Origin of the sequence: Rhodopseudomonas palustris (assembly GCF_034479375.1) — a bacterium.
GTDB lineage: Bacteria > Pseudomonadota > Alphaproteobacteria > Rhizobiales > Xanthobacteraceae > Rhodopseudomonas > Rhodopseudomonas palustris_M.
Genome location: NZ_CP140155.1, coordinates 2,284,379 through 2,299,067 on the forward strand (window position 1 = coordinate 2,284,379; position 14,689 = coordinate 2,299,067).

The 14,689-nt window shown below is 65.5% G+C and carries 15 protein-coding genes; 5 read left to right on the forward strand and 10 right to left on the reverse strand.

What is annotated here, in order from left to right; genetic code table 11:
- Window positions 1–885, forward strand: a complete 885-nt coding sequence (locus tag SR870_RS10310; protein WP_322517869.1) for a Ku protein — start codon at window positions 1–3, stop codon at window positions 883–885.
- Window positions 886–1,186: 301 nt separating this feature from the next.
- On the opposite strand, the gene SR870_RS10315 is transcribed toward SR870_RS10310, so the two are convergent.
- Together SR870_RS10315 and SR870_RS10320 are read right to left on the reverse strand one after the other, a co-directional pair.
- Window positions 1,187–1,546: a DUF6496 domain-containing protein gene (locus SR870_RS10315; protein WP_322517870.1), complete on the reverse strand. Its 360-nt coding sequence runs from the start codon at window positions 1,544–1,546 to the stop codon at window positions 1,187–1,189.
- A gap of 63 nt (window positions 1,547–1,609) precedes the next feature.
- Window positions 1,610–1,858 (reverse strand): sulfurtransferase TusA family protein, encoded by a 249-nt coding sequence (locus SR870_RS10320; RefSeq protein WP_322517871.1) that lies wholly within the window; start codon window positions 1,856–1,858, stop codon window positions 1,610–1,612.
- A 117-nt stretch (window positions 1,859–1,975) separates the two neighbouring features.
- On the opposite strand from SR870_RS10320, the gene mobA reads away from it, so the two are divergent.
- Complete coding sequence (mobA, locus tag SR870_RS10325; protein WP_322517872.1) at window positions 1,976–2,602, forward strand: molybdenum cofactor guanylyltransferase MobA; 627 nt, start codon at window positions 1,976–1,978, stop codon at window positions 2,600–2,602.
- On the opposite strand, the gene SR870_RS10330 is transcribed toward mobA, so the two are convergent.
- Together SR870_RS10330 and SR870_RS10335 are read right to left on the reverse strand one after the other, a co-directional pair.
- Complete coding sequence (locus SR870_RS10330) at window positions 2,603–3,655, reverse strand: alcohol dehydrogenase (RefSeq protein WP_322517873.1); 1,053 nt, start codon at window positions 3,653–3,655, stop codon at window positions 2,603–2,605.
- Window positions 3,656–3,736: 81 nt separating this feature from the next.
- Window positions 3,737–4,699, reverse strand: coding sequence for a nitronate monooxygenase (locus tag SR870_RS10335; protein WP_322517874.1), 963 nt, complete (start codon window positions 4,697–4,699; stop codon window positions 3,737–3,739).
- Window positions 4,700–4,806: 107 nt separating this feature from the next.
- On the opposite strand from SR870_RS10335, the gene SR870_RS10340 reads away from it, so the two are divergent.
- The gene (locus SR870_RS10340; protein ID WP_322517875.1) at window positions 4,807–6,369 is read left to right on the forward strand and encodes an AMP-binding protein; all 1,563 of its coding nucleotides are present in this window, start codon (window positions 4,807–4,809) and stop codon (window positions 6,367–6,369) included.
- A 200-nt stretch (window positions 6,370–6,569) separates the two neighbouring features.
- Here the strand turns inward: SR870_RS10340 and SR870_RS10345 are convergent, their stop codons facing one another.
- From SR870_RS10345 to purD, 6 genes are all read right to left on the reverse strand, one after another.
- Window positions 6,570–7,301 carry an urease accessory protein UreF gene (locus tag SR870_RS10345; RefSeq protein WP_322517876.1) on the reverse strand — a complete coding sequence of 244 codons (732 nt, stop codon included), beginning with the start codon at window positions 7,299–7,301 and terminating at the stop codon, window positions 6,570–6,572.
- Window positions 7,288–7,917: an urease accessory protein UreE gene (locus tag SR870_RS10350; RefSeq protein WP_322517877.1), complete on the reverse strand. Its 630-nt coding sequence runs from the start codon at window positions 7,915–7,917 to the stop codon at window positions 7,288–7,290. Before SR870_RS10350 ends, SR870_RS10345 begins: the two co-directional genes overlap by 14 nt.
- 36 nt (window positions 7,918–7,953) lie before the next feature.
- Complete coding sequence (locus SR870_RS10355) at window positions 7,954–8,253, reverse strand: putative quinol monooxygenase (protein ID WP_322517878.1); 300 nt, start codon at window positions 8,251–8,253, stop codon at window positions 7,954–7,956.
- A 24-nt stretch (window positions 8,254–8,277) separates the two neighbouring features.
- Window positions 8,278–8,577: a putative quinol monooxygenase gene (locus SR870_RS10360; protein WP_011440761.1), complete on the reverse strand. Its 300-nt coding sequence runs from the start codon at window positions 8,575–8,577 to the stop codon at window positions 8,278–8,280.
- A 145-nt stretch (window positions 8,578–8,722) separates the two neighbouring features.
- On the reverse strand, window positions 8,723–9,625 hold the full coding sequence (locus tag SR870_RS10365; protein ID WP_322517879.1) for an alpha/beta hydrolase: 903 nt from the start codon (window positions 9,623–9,625) through the stop codon (window positions 8,723–8,725).
- Between the two features lie 166 nt (window positions 9,626–9,791).
- Window positions 9,792–11,075, reverse strand: a complete 1,284-nt coding sequence (gene purD / locus SR870_RS10370) for a phosphoribosylamine--glycine ligase (protein ID WP_322517880.1) — start codon at window positions 11,073–11,075, stop codon at window positions 9,792–9,794.
- Window positions 11,076–11,310: 235 nt separating this feature from the next.
- Between purD and xseA the strand changes: the two genes are divergently transcribed.
- Window positions 11,311–12,930: an exodeoxyribonuclease VII large subunit gene (gene xseA / locus SR870_RS10375; protein ID WP_322517881.1), complete on the forward strand. Its 1,620-nt coding sequence runs from the start codon at window positions 11,311–11,313 to the stop codon at window positions 12,928–12,930.
- 252 nt (window positions 12,931–13,182) lie between these two features.
- Window positions 13,183–14,688 carry a hypothetical protein gene (locus tag SR870_RS10380; RefSeq protein ID WP_322517882.1) on the forward strand — a complete coding sequence of 502 codons (1,506 nt, stop codon included), beginning with the start codon at window positions 13,183–13,185 and terminating at the stop codon, window positions 14,686–14,688.
- Window position 14,689 lies beyond the last annotated feature (1 nt).

The following is a 14,689-nucleotide window of genomic DNA, read 5'->3' on the forward strand; positions in this document are numbered from 1 at the left end:
ATGGCCCCGCGCCGCGCCTACTGGAAGGGCTCGCTGAAACTGTCGCTGGTGACCTGCCCGGTGGCGCTGTATCCAGCCTCGACCAGCGTCGAGAAGACCCGCTTCCACATGATCAACACCGAAACCGGCAATCGGCTGAAGCAGCAGATGATCGACGAGGACACCGGCGAAGTCGTCGAAAAAGACCAGAAGGGCCGCGGCTACGAAGTCCGCAAAGGCAAGTATGTGCAGATCGAGAAGGAGGAGCTCGAAGCCGTGCAGATCGAGAGCAGCCACACCATCGAGATCGACAGCTTCGTGCCGGCCGAAGAGATCGACAAGCGCTATCTCGACCACCCGTACTACATCGCGCCGGAAGGCAAGGCCGGGGTCGAGGCCTTCGCGGTGATCCGCGACGCGATGAAGGACAAGGGCCGCGTCGCGCTGGCGCGGATCGTGCTGACCAACCGCGAGCACGTGATCGCGATCGAGCCGCTCGGCAAGGGGCTGCTCGGCACCACGCTGCGCTATCCCTACGAGCTGCGCGACGCCGATGATTATTTCGACGACATCAAGAGCCCGAAGATCTCGAAGGACATGGTCGAACTCGCCGGGCACATCCTCGACACCAAGGCAGCGCATTTCGACCCGTCGAAATTCAAGGACGATTACGAGACCGCGCTGAAGGCGCTGGTCAAGCGCAAGGCCGCCGGCAAGTCGATCAAGATCCCCGAGCCGGAAGAGAAATCCGACAACGTCGTCAGTCTGATGGACGCGCTGAAGCAAAGCCTGAAAGGCAACAAAGGCGGCAAGCCGGCGCAGCGCCGCCCCCCCTCCGCGCGCAGCGGCGGCCGCGCCGCCAAGAAGGCCCACCGTTCGGCGGCACGGGCGCGCAAGGCGAGCTGAGGCTGAAGGCGGCAGAGAAAGCAGACAAGAGAAAGCAGGCGAGAGCCAACAACTAGCCGGCGTGAGGTATTGGACATCGCTACAGCGCCCGCCGCCTGCTTCACCTCTCATCCGTCATTCCGGGGCGCGCGCAGCGCGAACCCGGAATCCATATCCCCTAGCATACGTGGAGGGTAGAACCGTTTCGACGCTCTGCCTTGATCAGCGCACTGGGCTTATGGATTCCGGGTTCGCTCGCTTGCGCGAGCGCCCCGGAATGACGAATGCGAGGACATTTGTGAACGGAGCCCCTTTACAGACCTCAGCTCTTCTTCGACGCCTTGCGCTTGCGGCCCGCTGACGACTTGCGCGACGTCTTTTTCGCCGACGATTTCTTGGCCGTCTTCTTCGCCGTCTTCTTGGTCGTCTTCTTGGCCGTCTTCTTGGCCGTCTTCTTCGTCGTCGACTTCTTAGCCGTCTTCTTCGCCCCCGCCTTCTTCGCGCTCTTCTTGCTCGGCACCTTCTTGCCTTCGGCGCGCGCTTCCGACAGGCCGATGGCGATCGCCTGTTTGCGGCTCTTCACCGTCTTGCCGGAGCCGCCGCTCTTGAGCGTGCCGGACTTGCGCTTCTTCATCGCGCGCGCGACCTTGGCCGACGCCTTCTTCGAATATTTCCGGGCCATGCCTACCTCCCATTGCAACAGGGAAATCAATCGATCCGGACGATAATTAGTTCCCGGCGGTGTTCAGCCCTCGGCGCGATCCGCCGCATCGGCCTTCTCGATGACGAACACGATCGCCGCTTCGCTGCGCGTCGTGCTGTCGATCCGGTCGCCGGTCTGCTGGATCAGCACCGGGATGTCGATCAGCGACATCGGATCGGTGCAATGCACTTCCAGCCGGTCGCCGCACTTCAGCGTCGTCAGCGCCTTGCGCGTCTTCAACACCGGCATCGGGCATTTCAGCCCGGTCAGATCGAGTTTGATTGTCGCCATGGCCGCGGACGATGGCGAAGCGCAGCGCCTGCGTCAATCGTTCAGCCGTTCGCCTTATTGCGAATGCGCGCCGCCGCCTGTACCACGGTGATGCGCCCTGAATGCTGGAAACGCTCGATGGCCGACCATCCCGCCACACCTGCAATCATTCTCGCCGGCGGCCTCGCGCAGCGGATGGGCGGCGGCGACAAGGCGCTGCGCACCATCGGCGGCCGGAGTCTGCTGGCGCTCGTGATCGAGCGTCTCGCGCCGCAATGCGATACGCTGGCGCTCAGCGCCAACGGCGATCCGGCGCGTTTCGCGGACTACGAGCTGCCGATCATCGCCGATCCGGTCGATGGCTTTCGCGGTCCGCTCGCCGGCGTGCTCGCCGGACTGGACTGGATCGCCGAACACCGGCCGACGGCCCGATGGATGCTGAGCGCGCCGGCCGATTGCCCGTTCCTGCCGCGCGATCTGGTCGCGCGGCTGCATCAGGCGCGGATCGATCAGCAGGCCGACATCGCGGTCGCGGCGTCGGCCGACCGCTCTCATTCCGTGATCGCTCTGTGGCCCGTCGGTCTGCGCCTCGACCTGCGCCGTGCGCTGCTCGCGGACGACATCCGCAAGGTCGACCGCTTCACCGCGCGCTACCCGCGCGCGATCGTGGAATGGCAGGCGGATCCGTTCGATCCGTTCTTCAACGCCAACACGCCGGAAGACCTCGCCGAGGCCGAACGGCTGGCGGCGCGCGCGCCGGACTGATTACGGCGTCAGCACCGCGCGCCCGACCAGTTTGCCCTGCTGCAGATCGAGCAGTGCCTGGTTGGCTTTCGGCAGCGGCAGCGGCGTCACCGGAATCGGCGCGATCTTGTTGGCGCGCACCAGATCGAGCAGTTCCTGGGTCTCGCGCAGATTTCCGACATACGAACCCTGGATCGTGATCGCCCGCATCGGGATGAACGGTAGCGCCCACGGCGCACCGCCGCCGAACAGGCCGACGATCACCAGCTTGCCGCCCTTGGTGAGGCAATCGAAGCCGAGCTGCGCGGTCTGCGAATTGCCGACCAGATCGAGCGCACCGCGCACCGGCGCGCCGGCCTTCGCGGCGATCTGCTCCAGCGCATCGGGCGCCGCGCCGTCGACCGTCGCCATCGCGCCGGCCTGCTCCGCCGCCTCACGCTTCTTGGCGTCGATATCGACCATGATGGCGCCCTTGCCGCCCATCGCCTTCAGCAGCGACAGCGCCATCAGGCCGAGGCCGCCGGCGCCGAACATCACGATCGGGCCGTCGAACGCGAATTCGAGTTTCTTCAGCGCGCTGTAGGTGGTGACACCCGAACACGCATACGGCGCCGCGGTCACCGGATCGAGCCCATCGAGGCTGAGCAGATAGCGCGGATGCGGCACGATCAGTTCGTCGGAATAGCCGCCGTCGCAATACACGCCGAGAAACCTCGGCTTCAGACACATGTTCTCGTCGCCGGCGCGGCAGACCGCGCATTCCCCGCAGCCGATCCACGGATACACCAGCACGACGTCGCCGATCTTGGCGTCCTTGGCGTCCGGCCCGGCCGCGACGATCTCGCCGACGGTCTCGTGCCCCATCGTCAGCGGCAGCGCCACGCCGCGATCGGCCAGCGACAGTTTCTTGCGGCCGTGGCCGAGTTCGTAGCCGCCTTCCCAGATATGCAGATCGCTGTGGCAAATGCCGGCAGCCTTGACGCGGAGCAGCACCTGCGTGCCGGTCAATTCCGGCGTCGGCCGGTTCTCTTCGCTGAGCGGCTGGCCGAAGCCCGAAACGCGAAAGCTCTTCATGGCGTGGTCTCCCCGATTATTCTTGTTGTCCGACAGATATGCCATGGCGCAGCACTGCCGTCGACTGGCGTCAGGGCACGCTTATCCTGCACTGCGGAATTCCTGCGCCGTCTGCGCGATCAGCTCGGCGACCGGCACGATGCCGCCGACGCCCGAGGTCGAATGCCCCGCGCTCCAGATATCGCGCCAGCGCTGCGGCCGGTTCTCGCGCGCGCCGACGTCGATGTCCTTGCCGATATCGATCGCGCCGCGCTCGGGCAGCGCGTCCGGATCGAGCCCGGCGGCGACGATCGACGGCCGCAGCATGCTGGTCTGCAGGCCGGTGAAGGCTTTGGTCAGCAGGATGTCGTCGGCCGAGGAATCCACCAGCATCGCCTTGTAGCGCGGATCGGCCGCGCTCTCCTGCGTCGCGATGAATTTGGTGCCCATGTAGCCGAGGTCGCAGCCGAGCGTCATCGCCGCGCGCAGCGCGACGCCGTCGCTGATTCCGCCGGCCAGCACGATGACGCCGTCGAAGAACTGACGCACGGCACGGACGAAAGCGAACGGATTGAGCCACCCGGTCTGCCCGCCCGCGCCTGCGGTGAGCAGCACCAGCCCGTCCGCGCCCGCCGCCGCCGCGCGTTCGGCATGGCGGATGCTGGCGACGTCGGCCAGCACCATCGCGCCGACATCATGCAACGGCCCGATCACGGGCTGCGGCGAGCCAACGCTGGCGATCACGATTTCGGGCTTGTGCATCAGCAGCACCGCGAGGTCGTCGGCGAGCCGCGCATTGGAGCGGTGCACGATCAGGTTCGGACACCATGGCGCCGCGCGACGGCCTGTTGCGTCTTCATGCGCCGCGAGCCGCTGGGCGATCGTCCCGATCCAGCCCTCGAGTTGTTCCGTACTACGGCAATTCACCGTCGGAAACGATCCGATCACGCCGTTGCTGCATGCGGAGGCGACCAGATCGACGCCGGATACCAGAAACATCGGCGCCGCGATCAGCGGCAGTTCGAGCCGGCCTCGAAAACGGACGAGACGATCGGATAATTCCACGGCAATTCCTCCTGCTCTGTTTGCATCTTCCGCGCAGCGGCGTGCTAGGTTCGTCGCCTAACATTGGCACGCGCAATGGCCGATGACAAAGATCCGGGAGAACGCCCATGACCGACGCCCTCTACGCCTTCCCCACCGCCGGCACGCAGACGCTGCGTGCGCTGTCGCGCTATCCGTCGCGCATCGCGTTCGCGTGGCCGAGCGGCAGCATGAGCTATCGCGGCGCCGTCGACACGATCGGCAGCATCCAGAAAGTGTTCATGGCGCTCGGCGCGCAGCCCGGCACGCGCGTCGCGCTGCTCACCGCCAATCGCGCCGAGAGCTGGTGCGCGGGCGTCGCCGCGCAATTGTCCCGCTTCGCGGTCACCTGGCTGCATCCGCTCGGATCGCTGCAGGACCAGCTCGACCAGATCGAGGATTCCGAGGCGGCGATCCTGGTGATCGACGCCGCCGCCTTCCTGCAGCGCGGCGGCGAGCTCGCGGCGCGAGCGACCGGCCTGCGCCATGTGTTCACGCTGGGCCGCGCCGATTACGGCCTCGATTTGCTGGTCGCGATGGACAAGGCCGGCGCCGCCACGCCGCGCGATTTCGCGCGGATCGACGACGTCGCGGTGCTGAACTACACCGGCGGCACCACCGGCAAATCGAAGGGCGCTCTGCGCCGGCATCGCGAGAACGCCGGCTTCGCCGCGGCGATCCTCGCAGACTTCGAAATCCCCGCCGACCCGCGCTATCTCACGGTGGCACCAATCAGCCACGTCGCGGGCACCAAGGTGCTGCCTGCGCTGATGCGCGGCGGCACCGTGCACATGCTGAAAGGGTTCGATCCGGAAGCGGTGCTCGCCACGATCGCGCGCGAGAAGATCAACTTCACGCTGTTCGTGCCGACGATGATCTACGTGCTGCTCGACCATCCGAAGCTGGCGACCACCGATCTGAGTTCGCTCGACCTCGTGCTGTACGGCGCCTCGCCGATGTCGCCGACGCGGCTGGTCGAAGGCATCGAACGGATCGGCCCGGTGTTCTCGCAGCTCTACGGCCAGACCGAGTGCTATCCGATCTCGGTGCTGCGCAAGGCCGATCACGATCCGAAGGACCCGGAGCTGTTCCTGTCCTGCGGCTTTCCGATCGCCGCCTGCGACGCGCGGATCCTCGACGAGAACGATCAGGAGGTCGCGACCGGCGAGTCCGGCGAAATCTGCGTGCGCGCCCCGCATGTGATGGCGGAATACTGGAAGCGCCCGGAGCAGACCGCCGAGACGCTGAAGAACGGCTGGCTGCACACCGGCGACATCGCCCGGCGCGACGATCGCGGCTACATGTACATCCTCGACCGCAAGAAGGACATGATCGTATCCGGGGGCTTCAACATCTTCCCGCGCGAGGTCGAGGACGTGCTGTCGACGCATCGCGACGTCGCGATGGTCGCCGTCGTCGGCGTGCCCGACGACAAATGGGGCGAAGCCGTCACCGCGATCGTCGTCGCCCGCGCAGGTAGCAAGCCGGACGAGCAGGAATTGATCGAACTGGTGAAGAGCCGCAAGGGCTCCGCGCACGCGCCGAAGCAGATCAAATTCGTCACCGAACTGCCGATGACCGGCGTCGGCAAGATCGACAAGAAAGTGCTGCGCGCCGACTTCTGGAAAGGCCGCGACCGGATGGTGGGCTGAGCCGCTCTCCGCCATGGTTCGAGACGCATCGCTTCGCGATGCTCCTCACCATGAGGCGCTGTGCTCGTATCGCACTTCCGTCACGCTCATCTTGCCACCGGGCCTCTCCGCCTTCTCGGCCCTCATCCTGAGGAGCCCTGCTTCGCCTGGAGGCGAAGCAGGGCGTCTCGAAGGATGGCCGCGGGTCCACGTCGCCGCAACTACGACCTGAACAGCCGCGTGTACTGCGTCTCGTGGCGCAGGCCGGCGAGGTCGGCGCGGAAGGTGGCGCTGCCGAGGTCGTCCAGCGAGGCATTGAGCGCGCGGTCGCCGGTGGCGATCACGGCGGGCTCCAGCGCCGCCAGCAGGCGCTGGCTGTCGGTCTGGCCGAGCGGGACCAGACGTGCACCCGCGGAGATCCAGTTCGAGACCACGGCATGGAGAAACGCGTGCAGCGTCGCGGCGAGCGGCACGCCGTGCACGGCGCTGACGAGGCCGACCGCGACCGGATAAGCGAGCGCGCCGTTGCACGCAGTCACCGCGCGGGCAAGCCCGTCGCTCGCCCAGGCGTTGCGGACGATCTCGATGAAGGCGCGGCCCTGCGCCGTGGTTTCGAGATGGCGCTCGGCCGAGGTCACGAACGCAGCCGCGAGTTCGGCGACGTCGCGCAGCGCAGCGTCGTCGCCGTGCGCGACCGCGCGATAAGCGTGCGCGAGAAACACGCCGTCGCAAAAGCCGGAGCCGTGTTCGAGCATCGCCCCAAGCCAGTCGCGCAACGACGCCGCGTCGGTGACATCGCCGGCCTCGACCGCCCATTCGATGCCGCTGGAATAGGAGAACGCGCCGACCGGAAACGCCGGCGACAGCCAGGTCATCAGCCGGTACAGCGACGCGCCCTGCTCCGCCGACAGCGGCTCGGCGGCGGCCGCCTCCGGCGTATTACTTGTGGTCATGCTTGTGGGAATGGCCGTGCCCGTGATCGTGGCCGCAATGCTCGTCGTGGACGTGATGCTCGTGGCCGTGATCATGCTTGCCGTGATCATGCTTGCCGTGATCATGATGGGCATGGTCGTGATGATCGTGATCATGATGCCCATGCTCATGACCGCCGTGATCATGATGACCCGCGCTTTCGTGCGCCGGCGCATAGGCGCCGCCTTCGGGATCGAACGGCGCCTCGATCTCGACCGCCTTGCCGCCGAGCCCTGTGACCATATCGGCGATGACGTGATCGCGGCGGATGCGCAGCGCCTTGGCCATGATCTGGGTCGGCAGATGGCGGTTGCCGAGGTGCCAGGCGAGCCGCACCAGATGCTGCGGATCACGGCCGCGGATTTCCAGCAGCGGCTCCGGCGCCGCGACGACTTCGACCAGCCGTCCGTCGTCGAGCACCAGCGCGTCGCCGCCGCGCAACGCGGTGGCGTGCTCGAGATCGAGCAAGAATTCAAGCCCACGGGTGCCGGTCATCGCCATGCGGCGGCGATGCCGGTCGTCGAAATCGAGCACGACGGTGTCGGCCGCAGGCTCCTTCCAGTGATATTGCCCGTGGACTTTGCCGGCTCGGATCATGCTCGCTCTCGTTCGGTTCCGGGCGCGCGATGCGCGCTACAGTTTCTCGACCTTGCCGTCGCTGATGATCTCGATCACCGTCGGCGCGGCCTTCAGCGGGGTGGATAGTTCACGCCACGCCTTCATGTGCGGGGCGCGGGCGTGGGCGTTGAGATCGTCGCGGCTCTCCCAGCGCTCGACCACGACGAAAATGTTGGGGTCATTGATGCTGGTGTGGCTGTCATAGGCGATGCAGCCCTTCTCCTTGCGGGTCTCGGCGATGCAGGCCTTGGCGCCCTCGATGAAGGCCTCGCGGGACTCCGGTTTCACCTGCGTGGTGGCGACGACATAGATCATGGCGTTTCCCTTTTCTTGTTGTTGTTACTTCACGTCGACCTTTTCGGGCGTGATGATCTCGATCTTCGGCGGCGCCGACAGGCACTTCGCGGCGATCCGGCCGAACGCCTTGAAGTGCTCGGCCTTGCCGTGCGGGCCGAGCGCCTCGGCGTTCTCCCACTGTTCGACGAACACCATCTTGGTCGGATCGCTGACGCTCTCGTGCATGTCGTAGGCGATGTTGCCCGGCTCCTTGCGGGTCTCGGCGATGCAGTCCTTCGCTCCGGCAATCAGTTCGGCACGCATTTCAGGCTTCACGGTCAAAGTGGCGACGACATAGATCACGAATATTCCTCCCGATGGGTTTTTGTGGCGCAAGCGCCGCGCGGACATTAGGCGCTGGGAAGGCTGGTGCAAAGCCCATTCCCCGCCCGGCAAACGGCTTTGCGGCAGCGGCCTCGACCCGAAAGGCGCGACCGCCGGCGTCGTCCTAAGCCGTGAAGAATTCGAGCAGCGCCTGCGCGGTCTGCTCCGGCGCTTCCTCGGTGAGGAAGTGGCCGGAATCGACCGGGCCGCCTCGCACGTCGTCCGCCCAGTTTTTCCAGGTGTCGAGCGGCGTCGCGGCGGATTGCGCAATGCCGGCGTCGCCCCACAGCGCCAGCATCGGCACCGGGATCTTGCGGCCGGCCTCCACGTCCGCCTTGTCGTGCGCGAAGTCGGCATGCGCACCGGCGCGATAATCCTCGCACATCGCGTGCAGCCGCATCGGATCGCGGAACGGCGCGAGATAGTGCTCCATCGCGCGCGGATCGAAGCAGGACAGGTCCTTCGTCTTCGCCCAGCTCGCGAGCTTGTTCTTGAGATAGAAATCCGAACTCGCGCCGATCAGCGTCTCCGGCAGCGGTGCGGGCTGGGCGAGGAAGCTCCAATGATAGATCTTCAGCGCGTAGGCGCGGTCCATCCGCATCCAGTACTCGTAGGTCGGCAGGATGTCGAGCACCGCCAGCTTCTTCAGCCGGCCGGGATGATCGAGTGCCAGCCGATAGCTGACGCGGCCGCCGCGATCGTGCCCGGCGAGCGCAAAGTGCACATGGCCCAGCCGCTCCATCGCCTCGATCAGTTGCTCCGCCATCGCCCGCTTGGTGTAGGGCGTGTGCTCGGCATCGCTCTCCGGCATGTCGGACCAGCCGTATCCGGGCAGATCGGCGATGATCAGCTTGAACTTCTCCGCGAGCTTCGGCGCAACGCGGTGCCACATCACATGGGTTTCGGAGAAGCCGTGCAGCAGCAACAGCGGCGGCCCGTCGCCGCCGGTGCGGGCGAAGATGCGGCCGGACGAGGTGTTGATCCACTCCGAGCCGAAGCCCGGAAACAAATCGGCGAGATCGGGCATCAGTTCATCCTCGCGCGTGACCGACGATCAGTTTAAGCACCCGTCATGCCCGGCCTTGTGCCGGGCATCCACGTCTTGCTGCAGACGCCGCGAGAAAGACGTGGATGGCCGGGACGAGCCCGGCCATGACGAATGGTGAGCAAAGCGACCGTAAGCTTCAACGTCGTTACTTCCCTCGCCGTTCCCGCGCCACCGCCTGCCAGCCGATGTCGCGGCGGCAGAAGCCTTCGGGCCAGTTGATCACGCCGATCGCCTCGTAGGCGCGGCGCTGCGCTTCGGCCACCGTGTTCGCCGATGCGGTGACCGCGAGCACGCGGCCGCCATTGGCGAGCACCCAGTCGCCCGACGCCATGGTGCCGGCATGGAAAATCTGCACGCCCGGGATCTTCTCGGCGCGTTCGAGCCCGGCGATCCGCGTACCCTTCTCGTAGGCGCCGGGATAGCCCTTGGCGGCCATCACCACCGTCAGTGCCGGCTCGCCGATCCAGCGCAGGCTGAAATGCGCGAGCTGGCCGTCGCAGCAGGCGAGCAGCGCCGGCACGATGTCGGACATCATCCGCATCATCAGCACCTGGCATTCCGGATCGCCGAACCGGACGTTGTATTCGATCAGTTGCGGGCCGTCCTCGGTGATCATCAGACCGGCGAACAGCACGCCCTTGAACGGCGCGCCCATCGCCTTCATCGCCTTCAGCGTCGGGTTGATGATGCGCTCCATCGCCTGCGCGCAGATCGCGTCGGTCATCACCGGCGCCGGCGAATACGCGCCCATGCCGCCGGTGTTCGGCCCCTTGTCGCCGTCGAAGGCGCGCTTGTGGTCCTGCGCGGTGGCGAGCGGCAGCGCGTGCTCGCCGTCGCACAGCACGAAGAACGACGCCTCCTCGCCGACCAGGAAATCCTCGACCACGACCTCGACGCCGGCGTCGCCGAGCCCGCCGCCGAACATCATGTCGACCGCATCTTCCGCCTCGGCCAGTGTCATCGCCACCACGACGCCCTTGCCGGCGGCGAGCCCGTCGGCCTTGACCACGATCGGCGCGCCCTGGACGCGGATATAGGCCTTGGCGTCGTCGGGCGAGCTGAAGCGCTCATAGGCGGCGGTGGGAATGCCGTGCGCCTTGCACAGGTCCTTTGTGAAGCCCTTGGAGCCTTCGAGCTGCGCGGCCTTGCGGGTCGGCCCGAACGCCTTGATGCCGGCGTCCGCGAGATCGTCGACGATGCCGGCCGCGAGCGGCGCCTCCGGCCCGACCACCACCAGCTCGATCGCATTCGCCTTGCAGAACTCGATCACCGCGCGATGGTCGGTGACGTCGAGCGCGATGCAGCTCGCCTCGCGCGCGATCCCGGCATTGCCCGGCGCGCAAAACAGCTTGGTCACCAGAGGCGAGGCCGCGATCTTCCAGGCCAGCGCGTGTTCGCGGCCGCCCGAACCGAGCAACAAGATGTTCATCGCAAGCCTGACCGTGCCCCGTGGATGGTGCGCGAGGTGTAACACGGCGGGGGTTCCGGGCAACGAGGGCTTGGGTCCGGATGTGGATATGTCGTAAACCGGGCAGGAAAACCGGCCGCAGCGCGCGCACGGCACGCCGGCTGCGTGGCTGTGGCAGCACAATGTGGCCCGGCCGGTTGGCGTCGGCTGCGAAAGTCCCTATTTTCCGCAGCAACCCAAACAACTCGCGAATCGCATGGCCCGACTGCTCGCTCCCGACACGCTCGTCAATGTCGCCGAATTCACCGTCTCCGAGCTGTCGCAGGCGCTCAAGCGGACGGTGGAGGACACCTATGGGCACGTCCGCGTGCGCGGCGAGATCTCCGGCTTTCGCGGCGCGCATTCGTCGGGGCATTGCTATTTCGCGCTGAAGGACGAGAGCGCCAAGATCGAGGCGGTGATCTGGAAGGGCGTCGCCGGGCGGATGCGGTTCAAGCCGCAGGAGGGCCTCGAGGTCATCGCCACCGGCAAGCTCACCACCTATCCCGGCTCGTCGAAATATCAGATCGTGATCGAGGCGCTGGAGCCCGCCGGGATCGGCGCGCTGATGGCGCTGATGGAAGAGCGCAAGCGCAAGCTCGGCGCCGAAGGCCTGTTCGACGAGGCGCGCAAGCAGCTCTTGCCGTGGCTGCCGGAAGTGATCGGCGTCGTCACCTCCCCCACCGGCGCGGTGATCCGCGACATCCTGCACCGGCTCGAGGACCGCTTCCCGCGCCGCGTGCTGGTGTGGCCGGTCAAGGTGCAGGGCGAAGGCTCGGCCGAGCAGGTCGCCGCCGCGATCCACGGCTTCAACGCGCTGCCCGAGGGCGGCCCGATCCCGCGGCCGGATCTGCTGATCGTCGCGCGCGGCGGCGGCTCGCTGGAGGATCTATGGTCCTTCAACGAGGAGATCGTGGTTCGCGCCGCGGCCGAGAGCATGATCCCGCTGATCTCCGCGGTCGGCCACGAGACCGACGTGACGCTGATCGATTTCGCCGCCGACAAGCGCGCGCCGACGCCGACCGCCGCGGCCGAAATGGCCGTGCCGGTGCGCGCCGAATTGTTCGTCGAGGTGCAGAGCTACGCGCGGCGGATGATGCTGTGCTGGACCCGCGGCCAGGACTCGCGCCGCAACGAGTTGCGCGCCGCCGCCCGCGCGCTGCCGGCGGCGAGCGAACTGCTCGCGATCCCGCGGCAGCGGCTCGACGGCGCATCGGCCGGGCTGCCGCGGGCCCTGCGCGCCAACACGCATGCGCATCATCGGCGCTATGCGCGGGCTGCGGCGGGCATCACGCTGAATGTGCTGCGCGCGCAGGTCGGCCACAGCGCGCAGCGGCTCGGCATCACCGGCGAGCGGCTGCGCCATTGCACCCGCGCGACGCTGCGCCATCGCCGCGACCGCTTCGAAGGGTTGGCGATCCGGCTGCAGGCCTCGAAGCTCGCCAACGAACAGGCGCAGCGGATGCGGATCGCACGCGAGCGCGAACGGATGCTCCGGCTCGCCGAGCGCGCACGGCGTGCGCTGGCCACCCTGCTCGATCGCCAGCAGGCGCGCGTGACCCAATCAGGCAAATTGCTCACCGCTCTGTCGTATCGCGGCGTGCTGGCGCGCGGCTTCGCGTTGGTGCGCGACGCCGGCGGCCACGCCGTCCACGCCGCGGCAGCGGTGAATGCCGGCGCGCAGCTCAGCGTCGAGTTCGCCGACGGCCGCGTCGGCGTCACTGCCGATGGCGGCGGGTCGACGAGATCCGAAGCTTCGAAGCCCTCCTCGGCCCCCTCCTCCAAGCCGGCGGCCAAGCGCGTATCGAAGCCGATAGACCAGGGCTCGTTGTTCTAGAGCTGGAAAATCGATCTTCGAAATCGTGATACGATTTTGTCGTTTAGGAATGAGCTTTCCGAAAGCCGCCGTGCACGTTTGGGGTCGATTGCTTCGGCAATAGGCTCACGCTGCAGAAAACCAGTCCGTGACACCAAAACTTCGACCCCCCGAAATAGTCATCCATAAGCCATTGATATTATTGATTTGTTCCTCGACGTTGAAAAACCTCGCTAGCGAAGGTAGTATTATTAATAAATTAAGCAGTGTGACATGAACGATATCAAGGCCATCCTAGCTACCCACGGCCCGAGCCGATCGTCTCTTATAGCAGAGCATCTGCAGAAGCAGCTCGGCATCAATGCCGATGCGGCGCGAAAACGCCTGTCGCGAGTGTCGAAGCCTATCGTCCGTTTTCCCATCCCTCTTTTGCCCAAGCGTGAAGCTTTTCTTTACCGGCTTCCTGATCGCAACACTGAACGATTCTGGACGAATTTTCATCGCGACCTGCGCGCGACAAACTCGGTCTACGGTGCCGCTATCGACGGTGTGCTTGCCCGGGGTGGCACAGTTCTTAAGGAGGACTTCTCTGTTATCAGCGGAGCACCGATTGCGCAGAAAGGACAAATTTCTGCAGACCGCGTCGCGTCCCAGTTGGTGGATGCCGGTTTTCTCACCGCATTTGATTTGCCAGAGAGCTGCTATACGGCCGCTAGGGCTGATGCGGTTGGCTCGGCGAACCGTACTGCCCGTTCGCTCTCCGAAGGCGTTCTGCTCGATGCGCTTCGCGAATGGGCGCGCAAGATTGGTCTCGCCAGTTATAGTTCAATCGCCATTCGTGGCGATGCTCGAAAGCCGCAGGTCGGCCCGTTCGTGTGGGACCTATCAGGTCCCAGTTATTTGATGCCGCTGCGCAACGGTGATTCAAAGCCGGGCTTCTTGGTGGCTGACGTATTTGCCGATGGACGGCTGAATGAGTTCCACATCCGATATTTCATTCGCAAGGCTCGGATGTCGAAGGCTGCGCTGAATGGTACGGGCATTTTCCCAATTTTGCTGGCAGAATCATTCACGTCCGCAGCGCTGACCGAAGGACATAAAGCCGGTGTTGTGCTGGCGACACACGAGAACCTCTTTGGCGGGCGCGTTGCGCAGTCAATTCGTAGTCTTGTGAAGACGCTCAATGATGCCGCCGCCATGGTGTCCGGCTATCCGGAGCGACTTGAAGAATACATTCACGAACTATCTTCGATCGAAGGTAAGGCCGGCAATTTGCGCGGCATTCTCTTTCACCTGCTCTCGGCGCATCTTCTGCGGCGTTCTGCGGTGTCGATCGATATAGGCATAAGCGCGTATGATGAAAAGACTGGTAAACGCGGAGATATCGACATCATCGCCATAACAGAGCAGTCAGCATCCTGTACGCTTGTCGAATGCAAGGGCAAACAGCCGGGTGGTGTTGTCGAAATCGACGAGGTCGAGGACTGGCTGCGGCGTATTCCGACGTTCAATGCTTATCTCCAAAGCCATCGAACGCTTCGCGAGGCCGACCGGCGGTTCGAGCTGTGGACATCAGGCACATTCAGCGTAGATTCGGTTCAGTTGCTCGAGGCAGAAAAAGTCAAACGGACGCGGCTCCCCATCGATTGGAAGGACGGCCAGCAGGTTCTGGCGCTTGCGCGCTCAGGCAAACAGAAGGTTATCAAGGACACGCTGTTTGAGCATTTCTTGCGCCACCCGCTCGCTGAGATTGCGTCCGACATGGAGGCTGCTGAATAAT

What these genes read in the sequence shown, in the direction of transcription:
- SR870_RS10365 (WP_322517879.1), bottom strand. Translation starts at nt 9,625, where the DNA reads ATGCCCGATCTCGCCGATTTGTTTCCGGGCTTCGGCTCGGAGTGGATC.
- SR870_RS10330 (WP_322517873.1), bottom strand. Translation starts at nt 3,655, where the DNA reads ATGAAGAGCTTTCGCGTTTCGGGCTTCGGCCAGCCGCTCAGCGAAGAG.
- SR870_RS10320 (WP_322517871.1), bottom strand. Translation starts at nt 1,858, where the DNA reads ATGGCGACAATCAAACTCGATCTGACCGGGCTGAAATGCCCGATGCCG.
- SR870_RS10340 (WP_322517875.1), top strand. Translation starts at nt 4,807, where the DNA reads ATGACCGACGCCCTCTACGCCTTCCCCACCGCCGGCACGCAGACGCTG.
- xseA (WP_322517881.1), top strand. Translation starts at nt 11,311, where the DNA reads ATGGCCCGACTGCTCGCTCCCGACACGCTCGTCAATGTCGCCGAATTC.
- SR870_RS10350 (WP_322517877.1), bottom strand. Translation starts at nt 7,917, where the DNA reads ATGATCCGAGCCGGCAAAGTCCACGGGCAATATCACTGGAAGGAGCCT.
- purD (WP_322517880.1), bottom strand. Translation starts at nt 11,075, where the DNA reads ATGAACATCTTGTTGCTCGGTTCGGGCGGCCGCGAACACGCGCTGGCC.
- SR870_RS10345 (WP_322517876.1), bottom strand. Translation starts at nt 7,301, where the DNA reads ATGACCACAAGTAATACGCCGGAGGCGGCCGCCGCCGAGCCGCTGTCG.
- SR870_RS10310 (WP_322517869.1), top strand. Translation starts at nt 1, where the DNA reads ATGGCCCCGCGCCGCGCCTACTGGAAGGGCTCGCTGAAACTGTCGCTG.
- SR870_RS10315 (WP_322517870.1), bottom strand. Translation starts at nt 1,546, where the DNA reads ATGGCCCGGAAATATTCGAAGAAGGCGTCGGCCAAGGTCGCGCGCGCG.
- SR870_RS10380 (WP_322517882.1), top strand. Translation starts at nt 13,183, where the DNA reads ATGAACGATATCAAGGCCATCCTAGCTACCCACGGCCCGAGCCGATCG.
- mobA (WP_322517872.1), top strand. Translation starts at nt 1,976, where the DNA reads ATGGCCGACCATCCCGCCACACCTGCAATCATTCTCGCCGGCGGCCTC.
- SR870_RS10355 (WP_322517878.1), bottom strand. Translation starts at nt 8,253, where the DNA reads ATGATCTATGTCGTCGCCACCACGCAGGTGAAACCGGAGTCCCGCGAG.